Source organism: Massilia sp. LjRoot122, from assembly GCF_964252725.1.
Taxonomy (GTDB): domain Bacteria; phylum Pseudomonadota; class Gammaproteobacteria; order Burkholderiales; family Burkholderiaceae_D; genus Telluria.
In genome coordinates, this window is record NZ_CAXUPB020000001.1 from 2,484,214 (window position 1) to 2,500,697 (window position 16,484).

At 61.8% G+C, this 16,484-nt stretch carries 15 protein-coding genes; 3 read left to right on the forward strand and 12 right to left on the reverse strand.

Going from position 1 to position 16,484, the window contains the following annotated elements:
* From icmH to tagF, 3 genes are read left to right on the forward strand one after another with little or no spacing between them, the layout of a single operon-like run.
* Positions 1-1,317: a type IVB secretion system protein IcmH/DotU gene (icmH, locus tag ACSQ25_RS10900; protein WP_436105710.1), complete on the forward strand. Its 1,317-nt coding sequence runs from the start codon at positions 1-3 to the stop codon at positions 1,315-1,317.
* Positions 1,318-1,371: 54 nt separating this feature from the next.
* Positions 1,372-4,920, forward strand: coding sequence for a type VI secretion system membrane subunit TssM (tssM, locus tag ACSQ25_RS10905; RefSeq protein WP_436105711.1), 3,549 nt, complete (start codon positions 1,372-1,374; stop codon positions 4,918-4,920).
* An 8-nt stretch (positions 4,921-4,928) separates the two neighbouring features.
* Entirely contained in the window at positions 4,929-5,615 is a 687-nt protein-coding gene (gene tagF, locus ACSQ25_RS10910) for a type VI secretion system-associated protein TagF (protein ID WP_436105712.1), read from the forward strand.
* Here tagF and ACSQ25_RS10915 read toward each other — a convergent pair.
* The 12 genes from ACSQ25_RS10915 to ACSQ25_RS10970 all read right to left on the reverse strand — a co-directional run bounded on the left by ACSQ25_RS10915 (position 5,566) and on the right by ACSQ25_RS10970 (position 16,242).
* A complete protein-coding gene (locus tag ACSQ25_RS10915; RefSeq protein ID WP_436105713.1) occupies positions 5,566-6,093 on the reverse strand; it encodes a L,D-transpeptidase in 528 nt (175 codons plus the stop codon). The genes tagF and ACSQ25_RS10915 overlap by 50 nt on opposite strands.
* Positions 6,094-6,133: 40 nt before the next feature.
* Complete coding sequence (locus ACSQ25_RS10920) at positions 6,134-7,030, reverse strand: PP2C family protein-serine/threonine phosphatase (protein ID WP_436105714.1); 897 nt, start codon at positions 7,028-7,030, stop codon at positions 6,134-6,136.
* Positions 7,031-7,043: 13 nt separating this feature from the next.
* A complete protein-coding gene (locus ACSQ25_RS10925; protein WP_436105715.1) occupies positions 7,044-8,456 on the reverse strand; it encodes a serine/threonine-protein kinase in 1,413 nt (470 codons plus the stop codon).
* 17 nt (positions 8,457-8,473) lie between these two features.
* A complete protein-coding gene (locus ACSQ25_RS10930) occupies positions 8,474-9,352 on the reverse strand; it encodes a c-type heme family protein (protein ID WP_436105716.1) in 879 nt (292 codons plus the stop codon).
* 228 nt (positions 9,353-9,580) lie between these two features.
* Entirely contained in the window at positions 9,581-10,432 is an 852-nt protein-coding gene (locus ACSQ25_RS10935) for a hypothetical protein (RefSeq protein WP_436105717.1), read from the reverse strand.
* Between the two features lie 25 nt (positions 10,433-10,457).
* Positions 10,458-11,666, reverse strand: coding sequence for a caspase family protein (locus tag ACSQ25_RS10940; RefSeq protein ID WP_436105718.1), 1,209 nt, complete (start codon positions 11,664-11,666; stop codon positions 10,458-10,460).
* Positions 11,667-11,987: 321 nt separating this feature from the next.
* Entirely contained in the window at positions 11,988-12,272 is a 285-nt protein-coding gene (locus ACSQ25_RS10945) for a hypothetical protein (protein ID WP_436105719.1), read from the reverse strand.
* A gap of 374 nt (positions 12,273-12,646) precedes the next feature.
* A complete protein-coding gene (locus ACSQ25_RS10950) occupies positions 12,647-12,862 on the reverse strand; it encodes a hypothetical protein (protein ID WP_436105720.1) in 216 nt (71 codons plus the stop codon).
* A gap of 96 nt (positions 12,863-12,958) precedes the next feature.
* A complete protein-coding gene (locus ACSQ25_RS10955) occupies positions 12,959-13,993 on the reverse strand; it encodes a DNA translocase FtsK (protein ID WP_436105721.1) in 1,035 nt (344 codons plus the stop codon).
* Between the two features lie 202 nt (positions 13,994-14,195).
* Positions 14,196-14,840 (reverse strand): ankyrin repeat domain-containing protein, encoded by a 645-nt coding sequence (locus ACSQ25_RS10960; protein ID WP_436105722.1) that lies wholly within the window; start codon positions 14,838-14,840, stop codon positions 14,196-14,198.
* Between the two features lie 300 nt (positions 14,841-15,140).
* Entirely contained in the window at positions 15,141-15,929 is a 789-nt protein-coding gene (locus ACSQ25_RS10965) for a hypothetical protein (protein WP_436105723.1), read from the reverse strand.
* 28 nt (positions 15,930-15,957) lie between these two features.
* Positions 15,958-16,242, reverse strand: a complete 285-nt coding sequence (locus ACSQ25_RS10970) for a hypothetical protein (protein WP_436105724.1) — start codon at positions 16,240-16,242, stop codon at positions 15,958-15,960.
* Positions 16,243-16,484 lie beyond the last annotated feature (242 nt).

The following is a 16,484-nucleotide window of genomic DNA, read 5'->3' on the forward strand; positions in this document are numbered from 1 at the left end:
ATGAATACGCAGGATCCCAACCGGCCGGCGCCGGACCCCGACGCCACCATGCTGGTGCTGAACCCCGGTGGACGCAGGCCGGCGGCGCAAGGCCCGGCAAGCGCGACGGCGCCCGCGCCGGCCTGCGTGGATGCCGCTGCCACGGTGCATGCGACGCCGCCTGGCAGCGGATTGAATCCGCTGGTACATGCCGCCAATCCACTGCTCGACCTGGTCGTTCCGCTACGCTACATGGCCCAGGCGCCCGACCTGAATGCCTTGCGCGAGCGCCTGGCCCAGGCTATCCGCCGCTTCGAAACCGAGGCACGCGATGCCGGCGTGCCGGTCGACGCGATCGGGGCCGCGCGTTACGCGCTGTGCACCCTGCTGGACGAAGCGATTTCCGGAACCGCCTGGGGCAGTGGGGTGTGGGGAGGGCGCAGCCTGCTGGTGGCCTTCCACAACGAAGCATCCGGCGGCGAAAAATTCTTCCTCGTACTGCAGCGCCTGAGCCAGGATCCGGCGCGCCACCTGGACCTGCTCGAACTGATGTACCTGTGCCTGGCACTCGGGCTGGAAGGGCGCTTTCGCCTGGTCGAGCAGGGCCAGGCCCAGCTGTCCGCCTTGCGCGAGCGCCTGCTGCAGTTGATCCGGCAGCACCGCGGGCCGGTCGAGACCGACCTGTCGCCGCACTGGCGCTCCGACGCGGCGCCGGCCGTGTCCTCCCTGAGCCAGACGCCGGTGTGGGTCGCCGCGGCGGTCGTGCTGGTGCTGTTGCTGGGCGTGCAACTGTTCGCTTCCTCGTCCCTCAACCGCGCCTCGGACCCGGTGTTCGCCAAGTTGTCGGCCCTGCGCCAGGCTGCCGCGCCGGCAATTGCGTCGGTACCGGCCGGGCCGTCCCGCGTGGCGGGCTTCCTGGCTCCCGAAGTTGCGCAAGGGCTGGTGACGGTGTCCGAGACCGCGGGACGCACCACCATTACCTTGCGTGGCGAAGGCATGTTCGGCTCCGGCAGCGCCGAGGTGAACCCCGCCATGACGGCGCTGCTGGGACGCATCGGCGATGCGCTCGCGACCCTGCCGGGCAAGGTGATTGTGGTCGGGCATACCGACAATACCCGCCCGGGCCTGTCGGCGCGCTTCCCGTCCAACTACGACCTGTCCAAGGCGCGTGCGCAAAGCGTGATGGCGGCGCTGGCGCAGCGCGCCGGCCCGACCGGACGCTACAGCGTGGAGGCGCGCGGCGACACCGAGCCGCTGGTGCCGAACGACAGTCCGGCGGCGCGAGGGCGCAACCGGCGTGTCGACGTGGTGGTCCTGGCGCCGGCCAGCGCTTCCTGATGCGCAGGCACCCGACATGACCCATTTCCATCCTTGCTGCCGCGGCGGAGAATCATGAAACGTCTGTTTTCCTGGCTGTTCAAGCGACCGGTCCTGGCCTTCATCGGCGTGGTCCTGCTGTCGCTGGTGTTCTGGTTCGAGGCGCCCCTGCTGGCCTTCGACGGCAAGGAGCCGTTCGCGGGCAGCGGCGTGCGCTGGACCGTCATTGGCCTCATGTTCGCCGCCTGGGCCGGCTGGTACGGATGGAAGCTCCTGAAAGCGCACCTTGCCAACCGGAGCCTGATGGCCAGCCTCGCGGCCGCCAGCGCTCCGCCCCCGGCCAGCGCGGCGGCGAGCGCGCCGGCGGCGTTGCAGGAGCAGGCCGCGTTGCAGCAGCGTATGAAGCAGGCGCTCGACGTCTTGCGCAAGGCGTCCCCCGGCAGGCAGCTGTGGGGCAGCCAGTACCTGTACCAGCTGCCCTGGTACATGTTCGTCGGGGCACCGGGCAGCGGCAAGACCATGACACTCCTGCATTCCGGCCTACGTTTTCCGCTGGCGGAGGCGATGGGACCGGGCGCGATCGGCGGCGTCGGCGGGACCCGCCAGTGCGACTGGTGGTTCACGGACGACGCCGTGCTGCTCGACACCGCCGGGCGCTACACGACCCAGGACAGCGACCTCGAAGTTGACCAGGCCGGCTGGCACGGCTTCCTCGGCCTGCTCAAGAAGCACCGGCCGCGGCGGCCGGTCAACGGCATCATCGTCGCCCTCAGCGTGGCTGACCTGCTGCAGCAGGGGCCAGCGGCACGCCAGGCGCAGGCGATGGCGATCCGGGCTCGCATCAAGGAACTGCACGAGCGCCTCGGCAGCAGCTTCCCGATCTACGTCACCGTCACCAAGTGCGACCTGTTGGCCGGCTTCATGGAGTATTTCGACACCCTCGGACGGGAGGAGCGGGCCCAGGTATGGGGCGTCACCTTCCCCCTAGGCGCCGGTCAAGACGCCGCCAGCGCGCTGGCATCCTTCCCGACGCGTTTCCTCGAACTTGAGCAGCGTCTGCAGGCGCGTGTCCTGGGCCGCATGCAGGAGGAACGCGACCTGCAGCGGCGCGCGCTCCTGTACCGCTTCCCGCAGCAGTTCGCGGGCCTGGGCGAGGTCCTTAAAGGCTTCCTCGACGCGGTGTTCGAGCCGACCCGTTACGAACAAGGAGCCCAGCTACGTGGCGTTTATTTCACCAGCGGCACCCAGGAAGGCAATCCGATCGACCGCGTGATGGGCGCGCTGGCCGCCACCTTCGGGCTGGACCGCAAGGTGCTCCCGCCCAACGCGGTGAGCGGCCGTAGCTATTTCATCACCGGCCTGTTGCGCGACCTGATATTCAAGGAGGCCGGGCTGGCCGGAATGGATCCGCTCGTCGAACGCCGCCGTCGCCAGCTGCGCTGGGCAGGAGGAGGGGGGGCGGCACTCGCGTTGCTGCTGTTCTTCGCTGCCCTGGCCACCAGCTATGTGCGCAACGCCGGTGTGGTGGCGCAAGCCGACGCGCGCGCCGACGCACTGGCCAGGATGGTGTCGGCCGCTCCCGGCGGCTCGGTGCTGGATGCGCTGCCGATGTTAAACACCGCACGCACTTTGCCAGGTGGATATGCGGAACGCGAGGCCGGGACACCTCTGCTGCGGCGCTTCGGGCTGAATCAGGGGGACAAGCTGGGGGCGGGCGCGCAGCTGGCCTACCAGCGCCTGTTGCGCTCAGCCCTGCTGCCGCAGGTGATGGACCGGCTGGAGGAAGTGCTGCGGCGTGGCGACGCCAACAATCAGGAGCAGCTGTACGAGACCCTGCGCGTTTATCTGATGCTGGGCCAGCCGAAGTACCTGGAGCCGGAATCCGTGCAGGCCTGGCTCGACCTGGATTGGCGTCGCAGCCTGCCGCAGGCCAGCGTGGTCCAGCGCGACGAGCTGGCCGCGCACGTGGGCGCGCTGCTCGATGCGGGTGGGGCAGCGGCCGTTCCGCCGGCGCTGGACGCCGGCCTGATCGGTTCGGTGCGTTCGACGCTGGCGATGATGCCGCTGCCCGAGCGCGTCTACAACCGGCTCAAGCGCAAGGTGGCGCAGGCGCGCCTGCCCGAAACCAGCGTCAACCGGGCGGCCGGCCGCGACGTCTCAGCGCTCCTGGCGCGCAAGAGCGGCGCGCCGCTGACCCGCGGGGTACCGGGCCTGTACAGTGTGGCCGGCTACCGTGAACTGCTCAAGCAGGCGCCCGGCGCTCTCGCCGACATCGCCAAGGACAGCTGGGTGCTGGACCGGCGCGAGGCCGAAGGCGCGGTGAGCGCGCTGACCGGCGACCAGATGAACGCCGCGGTCTTGCGGCTCTACCATGCCGAGTACATCCGGGCCTGGGATGCGCTGCTGGGCGATGTGCGGATCGCCCCGTTCTCGAGTCTCGACCAAGGCGCGCGCATCACTAATGCCCTGGCCGGCGCCGACTCCCCGCTGAAGGCCTTCCTGACCGTGGCCGCGCGCGAGACGAAGCTGGGCACCATCACCGGCACTTCGGCGGTGGTACTCGACTCCGCGGTGCGCAACAAGCTGTCGGAGGCACGCAAGAAGCTCGAGGCGGCGCTCGGCGCCGAGGATGCGCCGGCGCCAGCGCCGGAGTCCATCCATCCGGTGGACCAGCATTTCGCCGCCCTTCATAGGCTGGTCGGCACTGCCGAGGCGCCTGGTGCGCTGGACGCCCAACTGGCTCTGTTGAAGGATGCGTCGCAGTTCTTCGACGCGGCGGACCAGGCGCGGCGTGCCGGCACGCCGGCGCCCGGCGGTGAGACGCTGCAGAAAATCAAGCGTGCCGCGGAAGGCACGCCCGCGCCGCTCGGCGCCATGCTGCAAACCGTCGACAGCGCCGGTTCCAGCCTGACGCTGGGCAGCGAACGCGCACGCATCCGCGCGCTGTGGGACGCCGAGGGCGCGCGTTTCTGCCGCGACGCCATCGCTGGCCGCTACCCCTTGGTGCGCGGCGCTTCTCGAGACGCCACGGCGGAGGACTTCGGCAAGTTCTTCGGTCCGGGCGGCGTCATGGACGACTTCTTCGTCAAGCATCTAGCGGCACAAGTGAACATGTCCGGCAGCCAATGGCGCTGGCGCGACACGGGCAGCGCCCCGGTCGGCATCCCCCAGGACGTGCTTAACCAGTTCCAGCGCGCCGCGCGGGTGCGCGACATGTTCTTCGTCGGCGGGCGCCTGCCTTCACTGCGCTTCGAACTCGCGCCCCAGGCGGGCGACCTCGCCCTGTCCAAGGTAGTGCTCGACATCGACGGCCAGCAGGTGGTATACACGGCCGGCACGCCGACGCGCCCGGTACCGATCAGCGTTCCGTCAGGGAAGGGGGCCGGCGGTGTGCATGTCGAGACCACGCCGCCGTTGCGCAGCGAGTTGCGCACCGAGGGGCCGTGGGCCTGGTTTCGCATGATCGACAAGGGCGTGCTGCAGCCAGGGGCGCAGGGCGAGCGCTTCATGCTCGGCTTCGACCTGGATGGGCGCCGGATGAGCTACCAGCTCACGGCGAGCAGCGTGATCAATCCGTTCTGGCGCGAGACGCTAGAGGGCTTCCACTGTCCGGCCGGTTGGTAGACCATATCGTGGAAGACTCCTGCCTGGTACCGGGTTTTTTTGGAAAGCTGCCCAGCCGCGGTGATTTTATCGGGCGTCGATTGCCGCCCGACGTACGTGAGCGCATGGATAAGTGGATTCAGAAAGGACTATTACAGGCCAGGAACGAGCTGGGCACTGAATGGCTGCCGGTATGGCTGTGCAGTCCAATTTGGCGATTCGTGGCCGGAGCAGGGTTGTTTGGCGCATATGCCTGGGCGGGGGTCATATTGCCAAGTCATGACCGAACAGGACGGTGTTTCCCCTTGGTGCTGGCAATGCATGTTGAAGGGGTGCCTTCGGTGGACGAAGCCGTGACGTATGGTGAAGGGTGGTTTTCCCAGCTTGAAGAATTGGCCTTGGCCACGCTCGAAGGACGACTTGAGATGGACAGCTTCGATGCTGCGTTGAAAAAACTGGTCTTCGAGCCGCCAAGGAGCGGGCGTTCCATTCCCGCAGCTGAGGATTCGACCGAGCATGCCAATTCACGCGGGAGCAGGAGTATGTGGTGGTCTGGTGGATCACAGCACATTGCGCCGTCGCTGGCCTGTTGTCAGGGCTTGCCATCGGCCGCCGCCTTCGTTTCACTACTCGACGGCCGATGGGAAGAGCGCGGCTGGAGGCATGCTAATGTGGACGAACGAACGACACCGGGGTTTCAGTTATGGACAAGCTGACTTCAATGTCGCGGGACATATTTGCTGAAGGATCGAGAGTTGCTTGAAAAAGAAGATCGATTAACTGTTTCATGGAGTCGTTGGATAGGCGGACACAACCATGTGTCGCTCGGAGTTCGCCACTTCCTCGCCAATAATTACTCTTTCCCAAATCGCCCCCATGAACCAACAATCCTTTTCTGCCAATCACATCACCTGCAATTTTGGCATTGCCGCTCGCGGGCTCCAGCCTGAGCGCCCCATGTGGGCCATACGACGTTTGATTCCAGCTTCCCGTCGGCACAACTCTGGTCACGGAATAATGTCCTGTCGGCGTATTACCTTTTTCTATTAACTGGGTATCCCCGCCCCCTTTGCTCCCGCGCCCAAGTGCTTCAAAGATGGCCAACACTCTTCCGTCAAGTTCCTGCTGAACTTGCAGTAATCCCGACATGTTTCTGTCGGTTGAAAGCATTAAATTCAGTTTGATATTAGGCATCGTAAGCTCCATTCCTTGTAAGTGATGCGTCGACGGGATGTCACTCAACTTTGGTGCACTTGCGGCTAGCTTTATCATTTACCAGAGTTGATTGAATTTCATTCAAGCTACATAAAGCCACGGCCACAGTAATATTGTCTCGCCCCTGATACGCCCTGGCCAGCTCAACCAAACGCTCGCATGCCTGCTCCAGTGTATCGATCGTCACCTGCGCCAGCACTTCCTCGATCTCACTATGCGGTACGCTTCCATGCAAACCATCGCTGCACAGCATCAGCACGTCCCCCTCGAGCACCATGTGCGAGCGCACCTCCGCTGTGACAGTGGCCGCTGGCCCCACTGCCTGCAACAACAGGTTGCGCGCCGGAAGCCTGTCCAGCATGCCGGCCTCCAAAGCCTGCTGATAAAGCGTCTGGTCCCGCGTAAGTTGCTCCAGCACGCAACCGCGCAGCCGGTACAAGCGGCTGTCGCCGACGTGGAAGCTGACCATCGGCGCGGTCGCAGACGGATGCCAGAAGCCGGTCAGCGTCGCCCCCATGCCGCCGCCATCGCCGCGATTGCGAGCGCAGTTCTGTGCATACAGGCGCTGGTTGGCGTGATTCACCGCGGCATGGAGTAGACGCATGGCGCCGGCCGCAGGGTCGGACCAGGTCGCATCCGGGTCGGCTTCCTCCTGGAGCCCGGGGCCGATGGCAGGCAGGCCGGGGGCGTGGTCGGTCAGGTAGCCAAGCATTTCCGTGAGCACGCCGGCGCTTGCTACCTCGCCCGCAGCGTGGCCTCCCATGCCGTCAGCCAGCATGGCCAGGCCGAGTGCTTCGTTCAGCAGGTAATTGTCTTCGTTGCTTGAGCGTACCGTCCCGGTATCGGTGGCGCCAGCCACCAGCATGCCCGGCAGACGGTGAATACGCAACGGGGAAAGTGGAATCGGCGTTGTCATCGCTGGCCCCAGGTTATGTTGTGGAACCGGTTCCCGCGTCCGATAGGAAACGGGTGCGTTCGCCGGGATTATCGATGTGTTCTGCCAGTATATGGAGGAAGGTGCGCCGGTCGCCGGTCTGCTTCATCGCGCGCTTGACGATGAGCCGGCCGATGGGGCCGATGATCGAGACTAGCCGGTCCGCGGTCGCGTCGGCATACGCATCGTCAACGCCCTCCAGCGGGTTCGCCGGAACGGCCGGGGGCGTGGAGCCGCCTCCAGTGCGAGCGGCATCGAGCCTCTTCCTTATCTGGACCAGTGTTTGCTGGAACTCGGTTCGTCCCTGTTCCGAGGGAATATGGGGCAGCAGCAGCTCATGGAGCCGGTCGAGTCCTTCCGCCTTGTCGGCCACTCTCTTCAGCAGAAACCGGGCCATCGGGCCGATCTGGCGTGCTAGCGCCGATTCGACTTCCGGCAAGGCTTCTTGTTTCCACTGCGCCATCGCATCGATGCCGCTGCCGAGCGCGCCCTCAGGCTGCCGTCCGGCGAAGGATGCCGCCGCGAGACGCGTGGCAGCTAGCAGGACAGTGCGGTCGTTGTCGACCAGCCTGGTGGCATCCGGGTCGGCGCTGGCGCCGCGTGAGGCAGCCAGCAGCGCTTCGTGGAAGTCGCGAGCGGACGGGTAGCGCTCGGCCGGCTGCTTGGCCATGGCGCGGGCCAGCACCGGATCGAAGGCGGTGCCGAGCGGGGGCAGCAAGCGCGATGGCGGCGCCGGATCCTGATTCAGGATTTGCTGCATCACGACCGAGGCCGAGCCGGAAAAGGGACGGCTGCCCGTCAGCAGCTGGTACAGCACGATGCCGGCCGAAAAGATATCCGTGCGGCCATCGATGCTATCGCCGCGGAATTGTTCAGGTGACATATAGCTCGGCGTACCCACCATCGCGCCTGCCTGGGTCAACTCCGATGTATCGATCCGGGCAATGCCGAAGTCGGTGATTTTTATCTGGCTGTTACGGGTGACCAGGAGGTTCGCCGGCTTGACGTCACGGTGGACCACGCCACGCGCGTGCGCATAGCCCAGGCCGTCAAGCAGGTCGCCCATCCAGGCCAGTACGCGCGCCAGAGCGGTGGGATGCGGCTCGGCAAGCAGGCTGTTCAAGGCTGTGCCCTCGATGTACTCCATCGCGATATAGGCGGAGTCGGTATCTTCGCCGTAGTCGTAGACAGTCACGATATGCGGATGGCTGAGACGTCCGGCTGCCTGCGCCTCGTTCTTGAAGCGCCGGATCAGGTCGGACTGTTCGGTTTCACTGTAGCTCTCCTTGCGCATGGTCTTGAGCGCAACCACGCGTTCGATGCCGGGATCGAAAGCCTTGTAGACGATGCCCATAGCACCCTTGCCGAGGATGCCATCGATCCGGTACTTGCCGAGCTGCTTGATCATGTGCGCCGCATCCTCGTTCATTCGTCCAGCATCTTCATGGCGCTGGCCAGGCTGGAGCGCATGCGGGCAAAGGAGCGCGCGAGCGTCGACAGCTCGTCGCCACCCTTGACGTCGAACTCCTCATCGTTGAACTGTCCCAGGCTCACCTGGTCGGCAAGGCGCGACATGCGCGTAATGCGCTGGGTGATGAACACATGCACCATCACATTGAGTGCGATGAAGAGGAGTACGAAGATGCCCAGCATCGAGAGCATGTAGGTGCGCAGCATCGCACCGGCACGCTGCAAGGGCACTTCCATCGGCACCGAGGCCACCTGGGCACCGACGATCTCCATGTGCTTCCAGCCGAAGCCATTGTTACGGCCATAGATGGCGAGCATGGCCCTGGGTGCGGCGTCCGGTACGCTGTGGCAGCGCAGGCAGGCCACATTCTTGACCTGTAGCGGCCGCGCTACGTACAGAGCTGGCCCGGTCGCGGTATTGCGCTCGCCAACCAGTTCGGTAAGGTCCGGCTTGGCGCGGAAGGTGTTGACCAGGTCGGCCTCCCAGTCGGCAGCACGGTCGCGCGGATTGGTCGGGTTGAGCGTCGCTTCCTTGTAGGTAAAATCCGGATACTGCTTGAGCAACTGGCTGAGTTGTTCGGTGGCGGCGTACGATGGGATGGACTGCGGCATGAACTCGTACTTCAGTCGCGTTTCGAGTAGCGGCACGATCTGGCCCACCGTATAGCCGCGTGCCGCGAGCGCGGACTGCATCAGCACCCGCGCGTTTTGCAGTGTTTCCTCGCGGGCGTTCTGCTGCACCAGGTGATTGGTAATGTAAGTGGCTGCCCCGAAGCCCAGGATGAAGATGGACAGGAAGACGATATTGAATTTCGCGGCGATCGAGAGCGTCATTGCCTTGCCTCAAAGCTGGGAACGAGAGGGACGCGCCAGGACCGGCGGGCGAAGAAGCTGTCTCCACACGGTAGTTCCATGGGTCCGGGGACATCCCGGTTACCGTGCCCCGGGATGTCCGATCCTTTACAATCCGTTTGCGGGAACATCGGGCGGTGTTCGTCCGGCTGGCAACAGTCCGCGTCAGCCCTGTCCCGACGGGCTGACGGGACAGGGCGATCGGCTGGCCTATATCGTGAAATTCAGCGTCACCACCAGGCCGTCGCGCACGTCGCGCAAGTCCCGGTTTTCCTGGAACGCATCCGCATAGCCTTCGGTCTTGACGGTCTGCGTACGGTAGCCGATCGCCGCGGTTGCCGCGCTCGTCCCGTTAACGCCGGTATAGATCGGGTAGCTGAGCCCGACCTCACCGATGATGTACCTGCCGTCGGTCTTGGCGGATGAACCGAACGCCGGATCGGCAAAACGCAGCTTGAGCTTCGCCGGCCCATAGCCGGCCTGGACATACATGCGCAGCTTGTCGCTGACCGCAAAGCTGCCGACAGCGCCCAGCAGAAGACCTTTGGCGGTGGTCCTGACGAGTGGAGTGCGCTGTGGAGCGATCCCGAGACTGGTGTCGCGGGTTTCGGTCGCATCCTTGTAGCCGATGGCGATGCCGATTTCCGGCGTCACCATGTAGCCGGCGGTCAGGTCGCTCTCCCTGCGTTTGAAATGGTCGGTCCGCGAGGTGATCAGGTTTTGTCCGGACGGCGTGACCAAGGGGCTCGTATTCACGCGAAAATCGCTCTTGAACTCGCCATGGTTGAGCGAGACGAAGAATTTGCCGTGACCGATTGCGAGCTGGGGCAGGACGCTGGTACGCTCGGTTCCCTCTACCGCGTTGACGGTATCCCCGATCACGGGCGCGCCGGACGGGCTTACTCCGGCGAACGTTGCCGGTAAATAAGATAGCCAGGATGCGTGCCAGACCTTGGCGCCGATGGTGAAACGTGTGGGAGAAGATGTTTGCGCCTGCGCTACCGAGCAGGCAATGAAACTCAAGACGAACGGAGCAACCGCAACTGCTTTTCTTACCCTCATATGCATCCCCTTGAAATGAACATTGTCAAAAAGCGGGTACAACCGTAACGGGTGGAGCTTTTTTTTCTGGCGGTTTAAGGGCTCTGGTGGCAATTTCCCGGTTAGCGGCATCGATGTTCGCCTGCTGTAGGGCCAGTGCCTTGCGCATTTGTTCAACTTCTTCCTGCTTTTTCTGCAAGCTCAGCCTTACGGCTTCCAGCTCGTTGAATTTTTCGGTGGACGCCTTGATGTCGGCATTCAGCTTTTCCAGTTCGCGTTCGCGCTGGACGACCTCGGCCTGACGGCGCTGCAGCTCTTCTTCTTTCGACTCCACACTTTCGAGACCCTTGCGCAGCGCGTCCAGTTCTGCACGCTTCTTCAACAATAGCGACTGCTGTGAATCCAGTTCCGCCTGTTTGGCTTTCGTCTCGGCAATCGTTGCTTGCAAGCGGTTCAGCTCTGCCGCCTTGGACGCAAGCAGGGAATCGTCGGAACGCAGGGGCGCCGCCGTACATCCCGCCATGCAGAATTTCTGTGTAAACGACATTGTGATCTGCGGATCCTGCTGCCGTCTGACGCGACTCGCATCCACGCGTGTGCCGCTGCTGACGGTTTTGAGCATGTCTTCGATCGTCTGGTGCGGCGTTTCAATATTCTGAAGTAGGTTCTTGGTAAAGGTTCCGTTGCGTCCGTCGCCGTCGAGGGAAAGCTGCCCAGAGCCGGTTGACATGGCGATCACGCTGTTGCGTGGCGCGAACAATTGAGATGCAAGGCCCATCATCGGTACATAACCGCGGATCGGATTGTCGAAGGGACTGTTGCGGCAGGCGTCAAGGAAAAAAATGTTCAGTGCTGCCTGACGAGCTTCGAGCTCACGCATCAGATAATTCATCTGGATGCTCTCGTCTTCGATATCGCTCTTTGTCCTCAGGTCGGCCTTGACGGGAAGTAGATAGTTGATCCCATCCACCTGCAATCCATGCCCTGCAAAATAGAAAAGGGCAACGCTGCGCTGGTTGATCTTACCGGTGAATTCGAAGATGGCATCCTTGAAATCTCGCTTAGTTGCGATATCGAGCTTACAGATGACTTCGAATCCGAGCTTCTTGAGCGCTACGCACATGTCCGTTGCATCGTTACCTGAATTCTTCAAGGGAAGCGCTTTGGCGTAGTTCGCATTGCCGATGACGAGCGCGACGCGCGTTTCAGCCTGAAGTCCACCGTTGGGTTCTTCGGCGCGGGCGTGGGACGACATACTTCCGGCGCATGCCAACACGATCAATAAGAGCCATCCATGTGGGTTCATGATTCTTAGTATTCAAGGCGGGACGAGCAGCAGAATCTTGGTTCTAAAATTAACATGACTATATGTCTGTCGCAAGAAAAAGTTAAAAATTTAATCATGTTCTGCCGTGTGAACTCCTGTTTGCCTACGATCACGTCGAGCCCATGCTTCGCCCATTGCGCCGTTTCCTGTGTACTTGGTCACCCTTGTGTATGGCGGCGTTATCGATCCAGACGATTCGAGGAGTCTTACGGCTGAGCCGCGACTTGGTCGAAGAACACGATTACATCGTCACGTGTCGTCGGTCGCTGCTGAGTAGTCCAGGTCAACCGGCCATTGTGACGCAATGCCCCAATCAAGTCGCCGATGTGCGAGCGTTTCAAAAGCGCGGGTCTGGCCGATTTGCTCCCTGTACTGCACCGGAGGATTCGGACTGAACCCGGATTCGTCGAAATACAGCAGCTCGCACGGCCGTTCATGGTCGAGCCGGGGGGCGCGGCGATCACTTCCTGGCGTGGTCGAGTGCCTCTTGATGTTGCATTTTTTGACTGCCGGGTTGGAGTCGTCTGGTGCCATGACGCGGGAAGCATCATTTGCCCTGCTACGAAGGTGTAGCTATTGGCCTACGTCAAGGCGAATGCTGCTGGTATCGGCATCCAACATTTTGTGCGCACAATGGTCATGGCATCTTGGATGGCATCGTGTTCTGTCAAGGTGAAAATGTCGCTATTAATCAATGCATTATCACGCTTGTTGATCATCGAATGGGAGTGAGGTTTCCCTGGGGAAACTGTGTTCACACACGGTCTGCTCACATCCCCTAGTGGCCCAGGCGAGAACGACGACCCGGTCCAAGGCGTGGCGGTAGATGGCATTCCCTGCGCGCTGATCAACAATGGACCTCAGCGGTCTTGAGCCCTCAGACGGGGCGAGCGAGTGTTTGGGTACGCTTACGTGTAGCCTGCAGAGCATGCGATCAGTGGATCACTATGGCCTATCCGGGCAAACGGCGCGACCATAAGGTGCGCAAGCGGAAGCGGTGTTGATGCCTTGAGGTGGATGTCGGCGTACTGCGGCATTCGCTTGACGACGTCGCGGTGCTCCGCCTGCGCTGCCAGATCCAACGCCGAGGTGCCGCTGTGGTCAACGGTGAACGTAGCGCTCACGGGCAGCAATAGCCTGGCACCGCCCGTCCGTCCCTTCGCCGTGCTCGAGCGCAGGCACACTTGGTTTGCTCGGTGCGGAGCGCGCCGCATTCGTGATCAGAGCTCTGCAGGCAACCCGACTGTGCGTATGCCGTCCTGATCTTTGGCCGACAAGATATCGCCTTCCATGGCATCCAGCAGTCGCGAAGCTCGACCATACCCGATGCGCAGATGTCGTTGGACGAGCGAGATCGAGGCACGTTGGTGGCTCAGAACGAGCGTGCGTGCTCGCGCATAGAGTGGATCGAGAGCCGTGTCGTGTCCGTCCCGCGCTGGACACGCATCCTCAGCCGCACGCTCCACATCATTTGCGCCAGCAAAATCGCGCTCGATTGGCTTAGTCGGGACACATTCGCCGAAGGCGAACATGTCGATTTCGATCGCATCTTCGGCCAAGGAGAAATCGCATCCGACTGCCAAGGTGACCCTGGCGGAAGGACCGATCTTCGCGCGGAGTTGCTGCAGCACCTCTTTGACTTCACGACCGTAAACAGCCTTAGAGGCGCCGTGAATGCCAACGCAAAGACCTCGCGCCATATGTAGGCCGAAACCTTGCGTCTCAATGTGCGCAATCGCTGCCGCCGCTGCCTGAGCAGCAGACACATGCCCTGCAGCGTGGCCCCATCCGTAACACACAGGCCTTCCGCCGGAAGCCCTCGCAATCTCACAGACGTCATTCCAATCACATGCAATCCACTGCTCCTGCGCCTCGAGCACAGTCACCGTTCGAAGCAAGCGACGAATCAACTGCTCGCGCCGCGCTTCATCAACAGCCAGGACCGCATCGAAAGAAGAATACAAATCACTGGTGAGCGCGTCGTCTAGCGAGGTCATTCCAACTTCAACCTCACAGACGGCCACGCGCAACACCGGGTCTGTCTGGCGTCTCGCAATCTGTAGAGCGCGCTTTTTTGCGACGGGCTGCCCCAGCGGGCCGGTGACAATGACGAGATCGGGTGTGTCCGTTTGACCAGGTGCTGCTATCGGCACGCGCACCGGACCACCTTCGGCCTTGATTGGCGTCCCGATTGAGTCGACCGCATACAGCACCACGGATGGGTAGAGCAAGGTATCCGACTGGTTATCGCTCATGTGCTGGTATGTCTTCCCATAGATAAGTGAATGTACTTCGGGCTCTGGCAACACGTGACGCCTGGGTGACTGCGGCTGATCGTTGTCGAGACCGGGTTGGTTGCAAACTCAGCGGCCAGACGCGCCAGAAGCCGCACACTGAGGGCGCTCATCGTCGTGTACGCAAAGCCGGGCCGATCAGTGCATTCAGGTTGAACTCGACTCAGGGCTGAGATGCGGCGACGCGTGTGACGTGGAGCGTGCCATTCGTATCAAAGCTTGCTCGGTATTCGCTTTCGAAGATGCGTTGCGCCGCTTGACGGCGCATCACCTGCTTCAGGTAATCGACCATCTCACCGTTCGTGCCGCGATCGTTTGCCCGCAAGGCATAACCCAGGGCGGTCCGCCGTCTCTTGCATTCAATCGTTGGGTCCGCACCGACGTCGAGAAGGTGCTTCGTGACGGTGCGATTGCCCGCCCTGGTGTTCACCGAGCTGTGTCCTGCCGCGGCATACATGAGTGCGGTCCTACCCTCTGAATCCTGGCAGTCGACGGAATCTTTCAGCAGTTGAGCGAGTGCTCGGGACAGGGTGCGGTTCATGGCAGCGTGCATAAGTGGCGTCCGGTCGCTGACATCGGATGTTTGCGGCAGAGCGCCGAGCGAAAGCAGGCATTCCACGGTCTCGACCCGGCGCGTGTCTGGTATGCGAGACATACCGGCAGCAACCGACAAGGGCGATCGACCAGCTTGGTTTCGCACTTCGTTGATGTCCTGCCTACTGGCGCCCATAAGACGGCGGGCCTCAGCTAAGTCGCCGAGTTCAATCGCTCGAAAGAGCGATTGCGGGAACACCTGATCGGCTTTCATCAGTTTGCCGCCACAGTGCGGACACGCTGCAGAGGCACAGTTTGCACACAACTGTCCCAAGCTATGCTGGCACTCGCGACAGACCCGGGTTCCCAGTTTCGCCTCCTCTGTACGGCATGCTTTGCATAGACCAAGACTAGCAATCATTATCATCCGAACCGCTCCTCAATATTCCAGCAAAGGGTTGTTACAAGGGAAAAACGGCTATACCCCGCGCGCAGCTTTTAAAAAACTCCAACGGTTCCTATTATCGTAAGAGAACCGGCTGCTAAAGGCTCACGCCGTCGTGCTGAGCGTCAGTCACTCCTTGATCGTGAGCTTCCAAACAAACTCGTCCGAACAGGGGCGGTTCTTCTTCTTCGTGTGGGGATCGACCGCCGGGGTGTGACGCTGAACCTGGACCTTGTAACCGTCTTCGGCAAAGTCGTCTTTGATCAGTCCCTCGATTTTTCGCAGACGCTCCTCGTTCCACTCGGGCCACTTGTGACTGATACTAGACACGCCCATGTAGACCGTTATCGGCTCGTCACCCTTGATCGACCAGCCCAGATGGCTCGCGAGGTCGAGTAGCCGGTGCGACGATTCGAATACCAACTCAGGCGGCGCTTGATAGAAACTCAGTCGTCCTAATTCTGGCCAAGCATGCGGCTCTTGCTTCGGTGGCACGCGGCCGAGCAACTCGCCAGGAAAGGCGTTATGCGCAATGGTGTGGCCAAGCATCCCTAAGGGCCCCGTCACGCGCATACTCTCGTTGTTGCCGAAGCGCACCCGGACTTGCTGGGACTTAGTTGCCTTCTCGTCGAGAACCGCAGCAAGTTCGGTCGGATGCAAGAGGCAAATCGACTGACTGCCACAGTTCAGCGCTACAGCCCCGTTCATGCCAGTAGCGATCTCAACATCTTCCGGGGTGAAAGAAAATGTCCATTCAGGCCCATCGTCCCCCGAACATTTAATCAGCAGTTTGGTTTCTTCATTGATCAGATACAGCCCGGCCTTCTCCGTGATCTTGTTGATCGTCGTGAAGACGGGATGCATTACGATCTGGTGCAATACCGCGCCATATTGCCAGTCCTGGTCTTGAATCTTCATCGCCTAGTTCCTAATGTCCAGCAGTGAATTAATCGTTCGAAACGCGCTGCGGCATGTTGGCGCCGAACAGATACATGCCGGGCGAGATCTTCATTGGGCTTTGCACGAAATGCAGTTCGCCTAGAGGGGCCTTGCCTACGGTATAGCCGTCGCTGATTTCTTCCCAACGATTTGCAAGATCACGATAGGTCGCGGCTGCGATCTTCTGTACGCCATACCAAAGGTACAACTCGTTCCAACTGATGAACGTGCTGCCATCGGTGAGAATTTGCTCCAGGCGTCGCGTTAGCTCGTAGTCATGTTCTTTTTGCATCGTTAGCCCTTCGTTGCTAGGTTCTTAGTGAATATTTAATGACGGAAACATCATAATCTAGATGCGAAGAACAAACAAGAAGATTTGTTTAAAAATACGTTCTAGCTTTTTTATTCGCGAATTTTGATGTGCTGGCCGCCGGATCAGCCACCGACGTCTACGACAAGCGGAGTGCTTACCGCGGCGCGACCACACGTACAACCGAGCCGTCCCGATTCGCACATGGCATGGTGTGCGCCGCC

What these genes read in the sequence shown, in the direction of transcription:
- ACSQ25_RS10930 (WP_436105716.1), bottom strand. Translation starts at nt 9,352, where the DNA reads ATGACGCTCTCGATCGCCGCGAAATTCAATATCGTCTTCCTGTCCATC.
- ACSQ25_RS10940 (WP_436105718.1), bottom strand. Translation starts at nt 11,666, where the DNA reads ATGTCGTCCCACGCCCGCGCCGAAGAACCCAACGGTGGACTTCAGGCT.
- ACSQ25_RS10955 (WP_436105721.1), bottom strand. Translation starts at nt 13,993, where the DNA reads ATGAGCGATAACCAGTCGGATACCTTGCTCTACCCATCCGTGGTGCTG.
- icmH (WP_436105710.1), top strand. Translation starts at nt 1, where the DNA reads ATGAATACGCAGGATCCCAACCGGCCGGCGCCGGACCCCGACGCCACC.
- tssM (WP_436105711.1), top strand. Translation starts at nt 1,372, where the DNA reads ATGAAACGTCTGTTTTCCTGGCTGTTCAAGCGACCGGTCCTGGCCTTC.
- ACSQ25_RS10920 (WP_436105714.1), bottom strand. Translation starts at nt 7,030, where the DNA reads ATGACAACGCCGATTCCACTTTCCCCGTTGCGTATTCACCGTCTGCCG.
- ACSQ25_RS10915 (WP_436105713.1), bottom strand. Translation starts at nt 6,093, where the DNA reads ATGCCTAATATCAAACTGAATTTAATGCTTTCAACCGACAGAAACATG.
- ACSQ25_RS10970 (WP_436105724.1), bottom strand. Translation starts at nt 16,242, where the DNA reads ATGCAAAAAGAACATGACTACGAGCTAACGCGACGCCTGGAGCAAATT.
- ACSQ25_RS10935 (WP_436105717.1), bottom strand. Translation starts at nt 10,432, where the DNA reads ATGAGGGTAAGAAAAGCAGTTGCGGTTGCTCCGTTCGTCTTGAGTTTC.
- ACSQ25_RS10960 (WP_436105722.1), bottom strand. Translation starts at nt 14,840, where the DNA reads ATGAAAGCCGATCAGGTGTTCCCGCAATCGCTCTTTCGAGCGATTGAA.
- ACSQ25_RS10925 (WP_436105715.1), bottom strand. Translation starts at nt 8,456, where the DNA reads ATGATCAAGCAGCTCGGCAAGTACCGGATCGATGGCATCCTCGGCAAG.
- ACSQ25_RS10945 (WP_436105719.1), bottom strand. Translation starts at nt 12,272, where the DNA reads ATGGCACCAGACGACTCCAACCCGGCAGTCAAAAAATGCAACATCAAG.
- ACSQ25_RS10965 (WP_436105723.1), bottom strand. Translation starts at nt 15,929, where the DNA reads ATGAAGATTCAAGACCAGGACTGGCAATATGGCGCGGTATTGCACCAG.